Annotated in this window: 14 protein-coding genes and 2 pseudogenes; 13 read left to right on the plus strand and 3 right to left on the minus strand. The window is 74.4% G+C overall.

The features are described from left to right. The first annotated feature begins 128 nt into the window (after positions 1-128). The 5 genes and pseudogenes from QSK03_RS08285 to QSK03_RS33115 form a co-directional block, all read left to right on the plus strand. Positions 129-1,328, plus strand: a complete 1,200-nt coding sequence (locus tag QSK03_RS08285) for a sedoheptulose 7-phosphate cyclase (protein ID WP_285650329.1) — start codon at positions 129-131, stop codon at positions 1,326-1,328. Then, complete coding sequence (locus QSK03_RS08290) at positions 1,325-2,146, plus strand: O-methyltransferase (protein WP_285650332.1); 822 nt, start codon at positions 1,325-1,327, stop codon at positions 2,144-2,146. Before QSK03_RS08285 ends, QSK03_RS08290 begins: the two co-directional genes overlap by 4 nt. Then, on the plus strand, positions 2,136-3,473 hold the full coding sequence (locus QSK03_RS08295) for an ATP-grasp domain-containing protein (RefSeq protein ID WP_285650338.1): 1,338 nt from the start codon (positions 2,136-2,138) through the stop codon (positions 3,471-3,473). The genes QSK03_RS08290 and QSK03_RS08295 overlap by 11 nt, the downstream gene beginning before the upstream one ends. A 1-nt stretch (position 3,474) precedes the next feature. Next, complete coding sequence (locus QSK03_RS08300) at positions 3,475-4,503, plus strand: D-alanine--D-alanine ligase family protein (RefSeq protein ID WP_285650340.1); 1,029 nt, start codon at positions 3,475-3,477, stop codon at positions 4,501-4,503. A 169-nt stretch (positions 4,504-4,672) separates the two neighbouring features. Next, positions 4,673-4,825, plus strand: a pseudogene (locus tag QSK03_RS33115) (hypothetical protein); the annotation flags it as partial. 62 nt (positions 4,826-4,887) lie between these two features. On the opposite strand, the gene QSK03_RS08305 reads toward QSK03_RS33115, so the two are convergent. After that, positions 4,888-5,538 carry a sigma-70 family RNA polymerase sigma factor gene (locus QSK03_RS08305; protein WP_285650906.1) on the minus strand — a complete coding sequence of 217 codons (651 nt, stop codon included), beginning with the start codon at positions 5,536-5,538 and terminating at the stop codon, positions 4,888-4,890. A 165-nt stretch (positions 5,539-5,703) separates the two neighbouring features. On the opposite strand from QSK03_RS08305, the gene QSK03_RS08310 reads away from it, so the two are divergent. From QSK03_RS08310 to QSK03_RS08320, 3 genes are read left to right on the plus strand one after another with little or no spacing between them, the layout of a single operon-like run. Further along, complete coding sequence (locus tag QSK03_RS08310) at positions 5,704-6,516, plus strand: DUF5134 domain-containing protein (protein WP_285650342.1); 813 nt, start codon at positions 5,704-5,706, stop codon at positions 6,514-6,516. Between the two features lie 34 nt (positions 6,517-6,550). Beyond that, positions 6,551-7,996: a PepSY-associated TM helix domain-containing protein gene (locus QSK03_RS08315; protein ID WP_285650344.1), complete on the plus strand. Its 1,446-nt coding sequence runs from the start codon at positions 6,551-6,553 to the stop codon at positions 7,994-7,996. Next, positions 7,993-8,292 (plus strand): hypothetical protein, encoded by a 300-nt coding sequence (locus QSK03_RS08320; RefSeq protein WP_285650346.1) that lies wholly within the window; start codon positions 7,993-7,995, stop codon positions 8,290-8,292. The genes QSK03_RS08315 and QSK03_RS08320 overlap by 4 nt, the downstream gene beginning before the upstream one ends. 50 nt (positions 8,293-8,342) lie before the next feature. On the opposite strand, the pseudogene QSK03_RS33405 reads toward QSK03_RS08320, so the two are convergent. After that, positions 8,343-8,765: pseudogene (locus QSK03_RS33405) on the minus strand (four-helix bundle copper-binding protein); the annotation flags it as partial. A 57-nt stretch (positions 8,766-8,822) separates the two neighbouring features. On the opposite strand from QSK03_RS33405, the gene QSK03_RS08325 reads away from it, so the two are divergent. Then, on the plus strand, positions 8,823-9,437 hold the full coding sequence (locus QSK03_RS08325; RefSeq protein ID WP_285650349.1) for a superoxide dismutase: 615 nt from the start codon (positions 8,823-8,825) through the stop codon (positions 9,435-9,437). Positions 9,438-9,537: 100 nt separating this feature from the next. Here QSK03_RS08325 and QSK03_RS08330 read toward each other — a convergent pair whose 3' ends face one another. Continuing rightward, positions 9,538-10,560 carry an acyl-CoA dehydrogenase family protein gene (locus QSK03_RS08330; protein WP_285650351.1) on the minus strand — a complete coding sequence of 341 codons (1,023 nt, stop codon included), beginning with the start codon at positions 10,558-10,560 and terminating at the stop codon, positions 9,538-9,540. Positions 10,561-10,690: 130 nt separating this feature from the next. On the opposite strand from QSK03_RS08330, the gene QSK03_RS08335 reads away from it, so the two are divergent. The 4 genes from QSK03_RS08335 to QSK03_RS08350 all read left to right on the plus strand — a co-directional run bounded on the left by QSK03_RS08335 (position 10,691) and on the right by QSK03_RS08350 (position 13,967). Continuing rightward, a complete protein-coding gene (locus QSK03_RS08335; protein ID WP_285650354.1) occupies positions 10,691-11,410 on the plus strand; it encodes a metal-dependent transcriptional regulator in 720 nt (239 codons plus the stop codon). A gap of 65 nt (positions 11,411-11,475) precedes the next feature. Continuing rightward, entirely contained in the window at positions 11,476-11,706 is a 231-nt protein-coding gene (locus tag QSK03_RS08340; RefSeq protein WP_285650355.1) for a FeoA family protein, read from the plus strand. A gap of 3 nt (positions 11,707-11,709) precedes the next feature. Continuing rightward, the gene (locus tag QSK03_RS08345; protein ID WP_285650358.1) at positions 11,710-12,561 is read left to right on the plus strand and encodes a FeoB small GTPase domain-containing protein; all 852 of its coding nucleotides are present in this window, start codon (positions 11,710-11,712) and stop codon (positions 12,559-12,561) included. Further along, positions 12,558-13,967: a nucleoside recognition domain-containing protein gene (locus QSK03_RS08350; protein WP_285650360.1), complete on the plus strand. Its 1,410-nt coding sequence runs from the start codon at positions 12,558-12,560 to the stop codon at positions 13,965-13,967. The genes QSK03_RS08345 and QSK03_RS08350 overlap by 4 nt, the downstream gene beginning before the upstream one ends. Positions 13,968-13,994: the final 27 nt, after the last annotated feature.

Consider the following 13,994-nt stretch of genomic DNA (forward strand, 5'->3'; position numbering starts at 1 on the left):
GGCCGCCCCCCGCCCCTACCTTCACCAGCCGTCCGGGACACGGCGGCCGGATCCCGCACGCCCGTTCGCGGCGCGTGCTGCTCGCACGCGCCCGGGATTCGGGCGACCAGCCCTGAGACGGGAGACCCATGACCGCCGAGCCGACCCTCACGACGACCGACCACGCGTTCCACGTCGAGGGCTACCAGAAGATCGACTACTCGCTCGTCGTCACCGCCGGGGTGTTCTCCCCCGCGAACACGGGGCTGGCCGACGCCTACCGCCCGTACGGGCGGTGCCTCGCGGTGGTCGACGCGACCGTCGCCGAGCTCCACGGCGACGCGATGCGGGCGTACTTCGACCACCACGGGATCGACCTCACGGTCTTCCCGATCGCGATCGACGAGGCCGACAAGACCATGCGCACCGCGGAGCGCATCATCGACGCCTTCGGTGACTTCGGGCTGGTCCGCACCGAGCCCGTGCTCGTCGTCGGCGGCGGCCTGACCACCGACGTCGCCGGCTTCGCCTGCTCGATCTTCCGGCGCGCGACCAACTACATCCGCATCCCGACCACGCTGATCGGGCTCGTCGACGCGAGCGTCGCGATCAAGGTGGCGGTCAACCACGGGAAGGCGAAGAACCGCCTCGGCGCTTTCCACGCCTCGCAGCAGGTGTTCCTCGACTTCTCCTTCCTCGCGACGCTGCCGATCGAGCAGGTCCGCAACGGGATGGCAGAGCTGATCAAGATCGCGGTCGTCGGCAACGAGGGCATCTTCGAGCTGCTCGAGAAGTACGGCGAGGACCTGCTGGAGACGCGGTTCGGCCACCTCGAGGGCTCCCCGGAGCTGCGCGAGGTCACCGACCGGCTCACGTGGGACGCGATCGAGACGATGCTGCGTCTCGAGGTGCCCAACCTCCAGGAGCTCGACCTCGACCGCGTCATCGCCTTCGGCCACACGTGGAGCCCGACGCTCGAGCTCTCCGGCGACGAGCCGTTCTTCCACGGCCACGCGATCAGCGTCGACATGGCGCTGTCGACCACGCTCGCGCAGCGCCGCGGCTACATCACCGAGGGCGCCCGGGACCGCGTCCTCGGGCTGATGAACCGGCTCGGCCTCTCGCTCGACAGCCCGCTGCTCACCCCCGAACTGCTGGCGAAGGCGACCGACTCGATCCTGCAGACCCGCGACGGGAAGCTCCGCGCCGCGGTCCCCCGGCCGATCGGGACGACCCACTTCGTCAACGACCTCGACGCCGGCGAGCTCGCCGAGACGCTCGACGCCCACCGCGAGCTGTGCCGCGGCTTCACCCGCGAGGGCGCCGGCGTGGACACGTTCCGGCGATGAACGCGCCGCCCCGCCAGACCCCCCGCCCGGTCACCCCCGTCGGCCTCATCGCCCAGGCCCTGGACCGGGTCGCCGACGGGCTCGACGGCGTCGCCGGTGTCCCCGACGGCGTGCGCGACGAGCTGCGCCGGGCCCGCGAGCTCGCGGGCGGGCTCGACCCGTACCTCGAGGACGTCACGACACCCGAGTCCGCCGCGCTGGCCGCGCTCGCCGCGGACACCCGCGCCCACGACTGGTCCGCCCGCGACCCGGACGCCGTGTTCCTCGAGCAGGAGATGCTCTCCGGGCACGTCGAGGGCCAGGCGCTGAAGATGCTGGTGGGAGCCACCGGGGCCCGCCGGGTGCTCGAGATCGGGCTGTTCACCGGCTACTCGGCGCTGGCCATGGCCGAGGCGCTGCCCGCCGACGGTCGGCTCGTCGCCTGCGAGCTCGACCGCGAGGTCGCCGAGCGCGCCCTGCGGTCGTTCGCCGCCTCGCCCGCGGGCGGGCGCATCACCGTCGAGGTCGGCCCGGCCCAGCGCTCCCTCGCCGCGCTCGCCGCGGCCGGGGAGACGTTCGACCTCGTCTTCGTCGACGCCGACAAGGCCGGCTACGCGGGCTACGTCGCGACCCTGCTCGAGGACGGCCTCCTCGCCCCGGGCGGCCTGATCTGCGTCGACAACACCCTGATGCAGGGCGAGCCGTGGCGCACCGACGAGCCGGGGGCGAACGGACGGGCCATCGCGGACTTCAACGCGACGGTGGCCGCCGACCCGCGCGTCGAGCAGGTGGTCGTCCCGCTGCGCGACGGCCTGACCCTGATCCGCCGTGCTGCGTGACCGCCTGCGGCGCGTGGCCGTCCACGCCCCGAAGACCCTGGGAGCGCTGGCGCTGCTCACCGTCCCGCTGCCGGTGACGGCGGCGGTGACGGCGGCGGCACTGGCCCGCTCGGCCGTGGCGCCGCCGCCGCGTGCGCACGCCGCCGAGCCCCGGACCGTCCTGCTCACCGGCGGGAAGATGACCAAGGCGCTCGCGCTGGCGCGGGCGTTCCACGCCGCCGGGCACCGCGTGGTGATGGTGGAGTCCGCGAAGTACCGGTTCACCGGCCACCGGTTCTCCCGCGCCGTCGACGCGTTCCACGTCGTCCCCGAGCCGGGCGCGCCGGGCTACGTCACCGCGCTGCGCGACGTCGTCGTCGCGGAGGGGGTCGACGTCTGGGTGCCGGTGTGCAGCCCCGCCGCCAGCTGGCACGACGCGCAGGCCAAGCCGGTGCTCGCCGAGTTCTGCGAGGTGCTGCACCCCGACCCCCAGGTGCTGCGCATCCTCGACGACAAGGACCGGTTCGCCGAGGCCGCCGACACCCTCGGGCTGCCCGTGCCCGAGACCCACCGGGTCACCGAGCCCACCCAGGTCGAGGACTTCGACTTCGACGCCCACCCCGGCCCGTGGATCCTCAAGAGCGTCCCGTACGACCCGGTCGCGCGCCTCGACCTCACGACGCTGCCGCGCCCCACGGCCACGGCGACCGCCGAGGTCGCCCGGGCGAAGCCGATGTCGGACGACGCGCCGTGGATCCTCCAGGAGCTCGTGCCGGGCCGGGAGTACTGCACGCACGCGACAGTGCGCGAGGGCCGGGTCCAGGTGTGGGCGTGCTGCGAGTCGTCGGCGTTCCAGCTCAACTACGCGATGGTCGACAAGCCGGAGATCGAGGAGTGGGTGCGCCGGTTCGTCGCCGCGCTGCGCGTCACGGGGCAGGTGTCGTTCGACTTCATCGAGACCGCCGACGGGCGCCTGGTCGCGCTCGAGTGCAACCCGCGGACCCACTCCGCGATCACGATGTTCCACCGCGACGCCGAGGCGCTCGCCCGGGCCTACCTGTCCGACGTCGAGGGACCGCCGCTGACGCCGCACCCCGACAGCCGCCCCACGTACTGGCTCTACCACGAGCTGTGGCGGATGCTGTCCCGTCCCTCGACGGCGCGCGAGCGGCTGCGCGTGATCCGCGCGGGCACCGACGCCGTCTTCGACCGCGACGACCCGCTGCCGTTCCTCCTGCTGCACCACCTGCAGATCCCGTCGCTGCTGCTGCGCAACCTCGTCACCGGGCGGCCGTGGATCCGGGTCGACGTCAACATCGGCAAGCTCGTCGAGCCGGCGGGGGACTGACGTGGCGCTCCGCCTGCTGCACCTCGCCGGGTCCGCGGTGAGCGACTTCCACGCCGACCTCTCGCTGACCTACGCCCGCGGCTGCCTGGCCGCGCACACCGACCCCGCGCGGTACGAGCACCACCCCGCCTACGTCTCTCCCGACGGGTGCTGGCGCTTCCCGGCGTCGTTCGCGCCCGACGCGATCGCCGCCGCCGTCGCGGTCGAGCCCGCCGACGCGCTGGCGTACCTCGGCCGGCTCGGCCTCGACGCCGTGCTCCCGCAGATGTTCTGCCTGCCCGGGATGACGTCCTACCGCGCGTTGTTCGACGTGCTCGGCGTGCGCGTGGTCGGGAACCCCGCGGAGGTCATGGCGATCGGGGCGCGCAAGGCGGCGGCGAAGGCCATGGTCGCGGCGGCCGGCGTCGACGTGCCCGCCGGCGAGGTCCTGCACCCCGGGCAACGTCCGACGGTCGCGCCGCCCGCGGTGGTCAAGCCCGAGGACGCCGACAACTCGCTCGGCGTGACGCTCGTGCGCTCGGCCGACGAGTTCGACGCGGCCCTCGACGCGGCGTTCGCCCACGCCGACCGGGTGCTCGTCGAGGAGTTCGTCCCGCTCGGGCGCGAGGTCCGCTGCGGGATCCTGGACCGGGACGGCGAGCTCGTCGGGCTGCCCCTGGAGGAGTACCTCCTCTCCGGGGAACGTCCCGTGCGCGGGTACGCCGACAAGCTGGCGCCGTCCTCCGACGGCGGGCTGCGCCTGGTCGCCAAGGACAACCCCGACGTCGTGGTGGTCGACCCGGACGACCCGGTGACCGCCACGGTCTGGGACGTGGCGAAACGCGCGCACGTCGCGCTGGGCTGCCGGGACTACTCGCTGTTCGACCTGCGCATCGACCCCACCGGGCGTCCGGTGTTCCTCGAGGCCAGCCTCTACTGCTCGTTCTCGCCGGCCAGCGTCCTCGCGGTGATGGCGAAGGCCGGCGGGATCGAGCTGGACGAGCTGCTGGCCGGTGCGCTCCGCGCACGTGAGCAGTTCGGACCGCCATAACAGCCCGAACTGCTCACGTGCGCGCAGCGCACCGATAGGATCAGTCGCCCGTGAGCTCCCCGTCCGCCCGCTTCGACGACGTGCACGCCGGGACGGCGCTGGCGTTCCCGCCGCCGTCCGAGGTGCTGGTGGAGACCACCGTCGCCTCCCTGGCCGTGCGCCTGACGGCGTGTGGTGCACCCCGCCCCTGCCGGCCGGCGCGCTGCCGGGCATCGAGCGGGCGGTGCGGCTCGAGCGCGGCGAGCTCACCGCGCGGACCCTGCACCCCGCCGACCTCCACCGCGCCGAGGGCATCGCCGTCCTCAGCTCGCTGCGCGGGTGGCGTCCCGCGACACTCGTCGGCGACGTCCCGACCAGCGAGCCGGCAGCCGACGAGGCGGCACCTCAGCCGTGCGCCTCCGGGACCACGAGCGACGCCGGCCCGTCCGCCGCCGGCCCGTCCGCCGCCGGCCCGTGGAGAGCGGCGACGAGGTCGGCCCGCGCCCGGGCCACCCGGGAGCGGACCGTCCCGATCGGGCAGTCGAGCACCCGGGCGGTCTCGCGGTAGTCCAGCCCGAGGATCTGGGTGAGGACGAACGCCTCGCGGCGGTCGTGGCCGAGCGTGTCGAGGAGGCGCTGCAGCACGACCCGCTCCGCGTGGTCGCCCGCCTCCGTCACCGTCGCGTCGTCGGCCCGGTCGGGGTCGTCGATCGGGGCGGCGGCGAGCACCGGGCGGCGCCGCGCGCGCCGCAGGTGGTCGGCGGCGACGCGCCGCGCGATGGCCAGCAGCCAGGTCCGCGCCGAGGCCTCGCCGCGGTAGGCCGGGAGCGCCGTGAACGCGCGCTCGTAGGTCTCCTGGGTCAGGTCGTCGGCGGCCGACCGGTCGGACAGGTTGGCGAGGAACCGCCACACCGCCGGCTGGGTCGCGGCGACGAAGGCCCGCGCGGCGTCTCGGTCGCCGGCCCGCGCGTTCAGGGCGTTCCGCGTCAGCTCGTCGGCGTTCTCCGCTGGGCCGGATGCCGGAGGCGGCCCGGCACCGTGGCAGTCGGAGGACACGGTCACGACATGCTTCGTGACCCGGCGCGCCCGGTCAAGGCCGGGATCCCGTCGCCGTGGTCACCCGCCACCGGCCCGACGGAATCGAGGGTCGCGGGAACCAGACCGGGATCGACGGCGACTACCCCCACCGCGCCGACCCCGACGGCGCACCGAGGAGGTCCCGTGTTCCCCGTCGGACTGTCGATCGCGTTCACCATCGTGTTCCTCGCCACCGGCGCCTACTCGCTCGTACGCTTCGCGCGGACGGTCGCCGTCCCCGGCGCCGCGGCCGGCGTCCGGGCGGTCGAGCTGCTGCACCTGCTGATGAGCATGGCCATGATCGCGATGGCGTGGGGGTGGACGGGCGGCCCGGCCACCGGCAGCGGCACCGTGCAGCTCGTCGTGTTCGGCGCGTTCACGCTCGTGCTGGGGACGCAGCTCGCGCGGGACCGGGCCCCCCGGGCGGCCTGCGCGTTCCACACCGTCATGGCGGCCGCCATGGTGTGGATGGTCGCGACCATGCCGCTGCTGATGGGGATGGGCGGTGGCGGCGGCACCGAGGCCGCGGACCATGCCGGCCACAGCGGTCACACCGCCGCCTCCGACGCGACGGCGGGGATGGCGGGGATGGCGGGGATGGCCGGGATGGCGCCCGGGACGGCCATGGCCCCACCCGCCGCGCCGGGCTGGGCGGTCGCCGGGACGTGGGTCGCGGTGGCCCTGCTGGTCCTGACCGCCGCGCCGGCCGCCGTCACCGCGGTCCGGACCGCCCGCGCTCGCCGGAACGCCCCGGCCGCCGGTCCGACCACACCGGTCGCGCCCGATGGTCCGGCCGCCGACGCTCCGGTCGCCGACGGGGCGGGCGCGGTCGCCGTGCTCGCCCGCCCCGCGCCGGCGCCGGACCTCGAGACCGACGCCGACGGCGGGCTCTACCCGGCCGCGTGCCACGCCCTCATGGGCGCCGGCATGGTCGTGATGCTGCTGGCGATGCTCTGAGCCGCTCCGCCCGGTCGCATCGAGAGGAGGACGGATGTCCCAGGTCCTGACCGGCCCGCCGTCCGGCGACGCCGCGCCCGATTCCGAGCTGTCCCGCTCCGAGCCCGCCCGCCCGGGCGGTGCCGACTGGTGGTGGCGAGGCCTGCGCCCGCTGGTGCGCCGGCTGCACTTCTACGTCGGCCTGTTCGTCGGGCCGGTCCTGCTCGTGGCCGCGTTCACCGGGCTGCTGTACACGCTCACGCCGCAGCTCGACCAGATCGTCTACCGCGACGCGTTGCACGTCGCGCAGGTCACCGGGACCCCGCAGAGCCTGCAGACGCAGGTCGCGGCCGCGACGGCGGCCGTCCCGGGCGGCACCGTGACCGAGATCCGGCCGCCGGGCGAGCCCGACGGCACGACCCGCGTGTCGTTCGACGCGCCCGGCGTCCGCGAGGACTTCAGCAGGACCGCGTTCGTCGACCCGTACACCGGGCGGGTCACCGCGGTGCTCGACACCTTCGGCGAGTGGCTGCCGCTGCGGGCGTGGTTCGACGAGCTCCACCGCACGCTGCTCCTCGGCGACGTGGGCCGGGTCTACACCGAGTTCGCGGCCAGCTGGCTCTGGGTGCTGGCGCTGTCAGGGCTGTCGCTGTGGGTCGTGCGCCGCCGCCGCAAGGCTCGCGTGCGCCGCACGCTGCTGCCCGAGACCTCCGCCGCAACCGGCAACCGGCTGCGCTCGTGGCACGGCGCGGTCGGGCTCTGGGCCGCGGTCGGGATGCTGTTCCTCTCGGCCACCGGCCTGACCTGGTCGCAGTTCGCGGGCGACAACGTCTCGTCCCTGCGCGAGAACCTCGACTGGACGACCCCCGAGGTCACCCAGACCCTGCCCCCGGGTCCCACGGCGGCACCGTCCGCTCCGGCCACCGACGTCGGCGCCACCTCCGACCGCGTCCTCGCGGCCACCCGCGCCGCCGGGCTCTCCGACCCGGTCGCGATCACCCCCGGCGACGCGGGCCAGGCGTGGACCGTCGCGCAGGTCCAGCGGTCCTGGCCGGAGAAGCGGGACGCGATGGCCGTCGACCCCGGGACCGGTCAGGTCGTCGACACCGTCCGCTTCGCCGACTGGCCGCTGGCCGCCAAGCTCGCGCGCTGGGGCGTCGACGCGCACATGGGGCTGCTGTTCGGCTGGGTCAGCCAGGTCTTCCTCGCCGCGCTCGCCCTCGGCGTGATGTGCATGGTCGTCTGGGGCTACCGGATGTGGTGGAAGCGCCGCCCCACCCGCGGTGGGCCTGCCGGTCCGCCCGGCGGGAGTCAGCGCCCCGGTGCCGGCGCGGTGATCGTCGTGGGGGTGGTCGCCGTCGTCGTCGGAGTGTTCCTGCCCCTGCTCGGGGTGTCGCTGCTCGCGTTCCTCCTCGTCGACGTCCTGCGCGGCGCGGTTCGCCGCCCGGAGGCGCCGTCCGATGGCCGGGACACGTCCCGATCGGGGAGCATGGCGCCGTGAACTGCCTGCGCTGCCGCCGCCTGACCTCGGCCGAGCTCGACGCCGAGGCCACGACCGACGAGCTGGCCGAGGCCCGTGCCCACCTCGCGGACTGCGCCGCGTGCCGGGAGCACCGCGAGCGCTCCGCGGCGGTGAGCCGGCTCGCCCGCGCGGCGGCGACCGAACCCGCCCCCGACCTCGTCGACGCGATCCTCGACCGGGTGCTGCCCGTACGGGCGGGCTGCGGGTGCCCCTCGACCTGCGGGTGCGGGTGCCAGGCCGGGCGGCCGTGCCAGTGCAGCCCGCAGGTGGCCTGACCCGGAGGGCGATCAGGTCGCCCGCGCGGTCCCAGGGCCTCGACGCAGGCGGTCGCGGAGCGCGAGTGGACCGCGCAGTGCGGGTGGTGGTCGGCGTGGGCGCCGCAGGCCTGGGCGCTCTCACGGCAGGCCGTCGTCGCCGCGTCGAGCGCCGCGGAGACGGCGGGGTCGTCGAGGGCTCCGTGCCGGGCCAGGACGCGCTCGGCCGCGCCGCAGAGGTCGGCGCAGTCGAGGGCGTGCCGGACCTCCTCCGCCATGCCCCCGATGTCGATCATCGATCCCGCGCAGGCGGTGCTCACGCGCCCGCACTCGGCGAGCGCCGCCAGTGCCGTGTCCATAGCGGTGGAGACCTGGGTGCGGTCGGTCGTGTCGGCCATGGTTCGTCGACCCCTTCGTCGGGACGCGTCCACGGGCCCGTGGACGACGAGGAGTGTCCCGCGAGTGTCAAAGTTGCAAGTTCTGGGCAACAACATCACGCTGGCCCTTCAGCGTTGTCTGCACCTGCCGACCCTCGGACGGGAGAACACCCGATGGCGGAGTACACGCTCCCCGACCTGCCCTACGACTACGGCGCTCTCGAGCCGCACATCTCGGGCAAGATCATGGAGCTGCACCACGACAAGCACCACAACACCTACGTCACCGGGCTGAACACGGCCGTCGACGCCCTCGCGGAGGCCCGCGAGCAGGACACGATCGGCACGACGGCCCTGCTGTGGGAGAAGAACCTCGCCTTCAACTACGGCGGGCACATCAACCACTCGATCTTCTGGGTCAACCTCAGCCCGGACGGCGGCGACAAGCCGACCGGCGAGCTGGCGTCGGCGATCGACCGTGACTTCGGCTCGTTCGACCTCTTCGGAAAGCACTTCACCGCGGTCGCCACGACCATCCAGGGCTCGGGCTGGGCGATCCTCGGCGTCGACACCCTCACCGGCAAGCTGCGCATCTTCCAGCTCTACGACCAGCAGGCCAACGTGCCGCTGGGGATCGTCCCCGTGGTCATGCTCGACATGTGGGAGCACGCCTTCTACCTGGACTACCAGAACGTCAAGCCGGACTACGTCAAGGCCTGGTGGAACGTCGTGAACTGGGCCGACGCCGCCCAGCGCTTCGACCACGCGCAGGGGCTCCGCATCGCCTGAGCCCACCCCCGATCTCGCGCGGTGATCGTTCCGACAAGCGTCCGCCGCGCGGCGCACGGCGACCCCTCGACCCTCCTCGGTCGGGGGGTCGTCGTGTGTCTCAGCCCGGGAGGAGCCCCAGCAGCTTCGCGCGGATCTCGGGGCGGCCGGCGGCGACGAGGGTGAATGCCGCCTCGCGGGCCAGCCGCCGGGCCGGGTGCCGGCCGACGATGGCACGGCTCCCGACGGCCACGGTGAGCGAGGCGGCCGCCCGCACGGCCAGCGCGGACGCGGCGGCGCGGGCGGCGGGCATCGCCGTGGCGTCGGCGAGGCCGGCGTCGAGGTCCTTGCGGGCGGCGTCGAGGGCCTCGGTCAGCGCCGCGGCCGCCGCCGGCTCCCCGGCGTCGGACACGAGCGCGGCGCACCGCCCGACCACCCCGAGGGCCAGGCAGCCGTTGACGCGCGCGCTGACGTGCTGCCCGGCCAGGAACGCGGCGCGGGAGCGCAGCGAGACGACCGCGTCGTCGGGCACCATCCAGCCGTCGACGTCGAGACGCACCGTCCGGCTGCCGTTCGCGGCCGCGAGGTCGAGCGGGTGCACGGTGACGCCGGTCGCCGCGTGCGCGGGCACCAGCAGGGCCACCACCTGCGCCTCCTCGTCGCCGGCGTCGACGGTCGCGGCGTCGCGGGCCGAGATCTGCAGCAGGTCGACGATGCCCCAGCCGGTGACCAGCGGGGCGACACCGTCGAGGCGCCAGCCCCCGTCGACGCGGGTGGCCAGGAGCTTCGGCGGCTGCGGGATCGCGCCGGCGAACGCGACACCGCAGCGGGTCTCGCCGCGCACCGCGGCGGCGAGGTGGCGTTCCCGCAGGTCGGCGCGGTCGGTCGACGCCAGCGCGCGGGCGACGCCATGGTGCTGCATCCACGTGAACGTGGTGGTCAGGCAGGCACCGGCCAGGGTCTCGACGGCGCCCAGGAAGTCGTCGAAGGGCACGTCGTCAACGACGGCGAGGCCGTAGAAGCCCGCGTCGGCGAGCGCCCGGAAGTGGCCCTCGGGGATCGTCGCGGTGGCGTCCACCTCGTCCGCGGCCGGCGCGAGCACGTCGGCGGCCAGCTCGCGCGCCCGGTCCAGCACGTCACCCATGGCACCGGAGGATAGCTTCCGGCGACCTCGGAGTAAGGCTGTCCTAACTCATGCGTCGGCGTCCCGGATGTTCACAGGGCCATGTCGCCGCGTCACCGGCCGGTCTCCGCGCGCCGCTACCCTCAGGGTCATGGCCGGGTCCGACGCGCAGCGCACGGCGGCCGTCGACGACTACATCAAGGCGATCTACGCGGTCGACGAGCGCGGCGAGGGCCCGGCGTCGACGACGGCGCTGGCCAAGCGGCTGGGCATCGGCGCGTCGTCGGTGTCGGGGATGCTGCGCAAGCTCGCCGACCAGGGCCTCGTCGAGCACCGGCCCTACGGCGGTGTCCGCCTCACCGACGCCGGCACGCGCGCGGCGCTCGACGTGGTGCGCCGTCACCGGCTGCTCGAGACCTACCTCGTCCACGAGCTCGGCTACGGCTGGGACGAGGTGCACGTCGAGGCCGAGGTGCTGGAGCACGCGGTGTCCCCGACGCTGCTGGACCGGATGGACACCCGGCTCGGCCACCCCCGGTTCGACCCGCACGGCGACCCCATCCCGGCCGCCGACGGCACGGTCGCGCCGTTCGCGGGCCGGCGGCTGGCCACGCTCGAACCCGGCGACCGGGGTCGTCTCGTCCGGGTGGACGACGGGGACCCCGAGATGCTCGCCTGGCTGCGCGACCAGGAGATCGAGCTCGGTGTGTCGATCGGACTGGTGACCCGGCGGCCGTTCGGCGGCCCGTTCCTCGTGCAGCTCACGACGCCGGACGCGCCGCGCGAGATCGACCTCGGCCCGGAGCTCGCCGACGCCCTCTGGCTCGGCGATGTGGTCGAAGGGGTGTTCCGTCGGGGCTCCGCATCGTAGAGTTCGGCCAGCCGAACTTTCGTGCACCGGTGCGACGAACACGGGTGCGGAGCCAGGGGTGGCCCATGACGCTCGACGAGATGCCCCGGGACCGGCGCGGTGTCGTCACCGCGCTGGACACCCGGGGTGCCGAACGCCGCCGCCTGATGGACCTGGGCCTGCTGCCCGGCGCCGCGATCGCGCCCGAGCTCACCAGCCCGCTCGGCGACCCCGTCGCCTACGAGGTCCGCGGCACGCTCGTGGTCCTGCGCGCGCAGCAGGCGCGCACCGTCCACGTCGAGCTCGAGGAGCACTGAGCCGTGGCGGCCCCGCTGCCCTCACCGGGGGTCGGGCCGCCGGACGACGCGCCGCCGGCGGCGGGGCCCTGCGGCTCGTGCGCGCAGGCGAGTCCCGGCCGTCTCCAGCGGCTCGGCCTCGCTCCCGGCCGGCACGACCACGTCGTCGCCCTGGCCGGCAACCCGAACACCGGTAAGAGCACCGTCTTCAACGCCCTGACCGGCCTGCGCCAGCACGTCGGCAACTGGTCGGGCAAGACCGTCTCCCGCGCCGAGGGCGGCTTCACCTACGGCGGGGCGAAATACCGGATCGTCGACCTGCCCGGGACGTACTCGCTGCTCTCGACCAGCACCGACGAGGACGTCGCCCGTGACGCGCTGCTGTTCGGGCGGCCGGACGTCACCGTGGTCGTCGTCGACGCGACGCGCCTCGAGCGCAACCTCCCGCTCGTGCTGCAGGTCCGCCAGATCACCGGCCGCGTCGTCGTCGCCCTCAACCTCGTCGACGAGGCCCGCCGCCACGGCATCACCGTCGACACGCGCCACCTGAGCCGCGAGCTCGGGGTGCCGGTGGTCGCGACGGCCGCGCGGCGCGGCGACGGCCTGCCCGAGCTGCTCGCCGCGATCGCCGGGACGGCGACCACCGACGACCCGCCGGAGCCCCTGGCGCTCGTGCACCACGACCCCCAGCTCGAGGAGGCCGTGGCCGCGCTCGCGGCGCGCGTCGAGGCCCGCTTCCCGGGCGTCCCGAACGCCCGCTGGGTCGCGCTGCGCCTGCTCGAGGGCGACCCGGGGATCGAGGAGGCGGTGCGGGCCGGGACGCTCGGCGAGCTCGCCGGGGCACCGCCGCTGGAGGCCGCGGGAGGCGCAGCATGACCTCCGACCTCCTCGACGACGCCACGCGGCTGCGCGACGGCCTGCCCGAGGACTTCCGCGACCGCGTGGTCGAGTCCCTCTACACCGACGCCGCGCGCATGGCTGCCACCAGCGTCGACCGCGACGGGGTGCGGGCCCGCCTGACCGTCGACCGCGCGCTCGACCGCGTGCTGACCCACCATGTGTGGGGCTTCCTGGCGATGGGCGTGCTGTTCTTCGGGGTCTTCTGGTTCACGATCGCCGGCGCGGCCGTGCCGTCCGAACTGCTCTACGACCTGCTGGTCGACGACGTCCACGGGTGGCTGCTCGAGGTCTTCGCGGCCGTCGGCGCGCCGTGGTGGGTCACCGGGCTGCTCGTCGACGGCGTCTACCTCGCGACGGCCTGGGTCATCGCGGTGATGCTGCCGCCGATGGCGATCTTCTTCCCGCTGTTCACGCTGCTCGAGGACTTCGGCTACCTGCCGCGCGTGGCGTTCAACCTCGACCGGCTCTTCGCCCGCTCCGGCGCCCACGGCAAGCAGGCGCTGACGATGATGATGGGCTACGGCTGCAACGCCGCCGGCGTCACGGCCACGCGGATCATCGACAGCCGCCGCGAGCGCCTGATCGCGATCATCACCAACAACTTCAGCATCTGCAACGGCCGCTGGCCGACGCTGATCCTCATGGGGACGATCTTCGTCGGCGCCGTGGTGCCGCCCTGGCTCGCCGGGTTCGTCGCCGCGGGCAGCGTGATCGCCGTCGTGCTGGTCGGGATCGGCGTCACGCTCGCGGTGTCGTGGCTGCTCTCGCGGACCGTGCTGCGCGGCGAGAGCTCCGTCTACTCCCTCGAGCTGCCGCCCTACCGGCCGCCGCAGGTCTGGCGCACGCTCTACACCAGCATCATCGACCGCACGCTCAAGGTGCTGCGCCGCGCGGTCGTCATGGCCGCCCCGGCCGGCGCCGTGATCTGGCTGATCGGCAACGTCCACCTCGGCGACGCCAGCGTGGCCGCGCACCTCGTGACGGCCCTCGACCCGATCGGCTGGGTGATCGGGCTCAACGGCGTCATCCTGCTCGCCTACCTCGTGGCGGTGCCGGCGAACGAGATCATCATCCCGACCATCGTCATGCTGACCCTGACCCTCGGCGCGAACACCCTGGGCGCCGCCCCGGGGGTGATGCTCGAGCTCGGTGACGACCAGCAGATCGGCTCGGTGCTGGTCACCGCGGGCGGGTGGACGCTGCTCACCGCCGTGAACCTGATGCTGTTCACGCTGCTGCACAACCCGTGCTCGACCACGGTGCTGACGATCTGGAACGAGACCCGCAGCGTGCGCTGGACGGCCGTGGCGACGCTGCTCCCGCTCGGGCTGGGCTTCATCGTCTGCGCCATCACCGCCCTGGTGGCCCGTCTCGTGATGTGAGCAGTTGGCGCCCCTACCGGGGCGCCA

Source organism: Actinomycetospora sp. NBRC 106375 (assembly GCF_030269665.1).
Classification (GTDB): Bacteria; Actinomycetota; Actinomycetes; order Mycobacteriales; family Pseudonocardiaceae; genus Actinomycetospora.